Annotated in this window: 1 pseudogene; it reads left to right on the forward strand. The window is 68.6% G+C overall.

The features are described 5' to 3' along the window. A pseudogene (locus tag AC1ECK_RS36675) lies at positions 1–304 on the forward strand (proline/glycine betaine ABC transporter permease); the annotation flags it as partial. Between the last annotated feature and the right edge of the window lie 154 nt (positions 305–458).

Here is a 458-nt window from a genome sequence, read left to right on the forward strand (position 1 = left end):
AATCGCCTCGATGATCGGCTCGCGCGGGCTCGGCGAGGATGTGCTCGCGGGCATCCAGACGCTCGATGTTGGCAAGGGCACGCAGGCGGGGATTGCGATCGTGATCCTGGCCATCGTGATCGACCGGATCAGCCAGGGCTATGGGCAGGACCGCCGCACCCGACGCCTGCTGGCGGCACGCCGTCGCGCCAGGGCGGTGTCGCGCGTGCCGTACAAGGTCGCGGCGACCGAGGCCGGTGCAGACGAGGCCGCCGGTCACGGCGACGCGGGCCAGGGTGGGCTCGAAACCCGGCCGGCCAAGTAGGCATCAGCACCCGGCAATCCGGCCACGGCCGGGGAATCACAAAGCGCTTTGCGTGGGACCGGAGTAAGAGCTTTGCATGGGACCGGAGTGGCGCGCTGAAGCGCGAACTCTGGCCGACAGCTAAAGCGCCAACTCCGGTCGATACAGGAGACAA

It is taken from the genome of Paraburkholderia sp. SSBN10T (assembly GCF_056619545.1).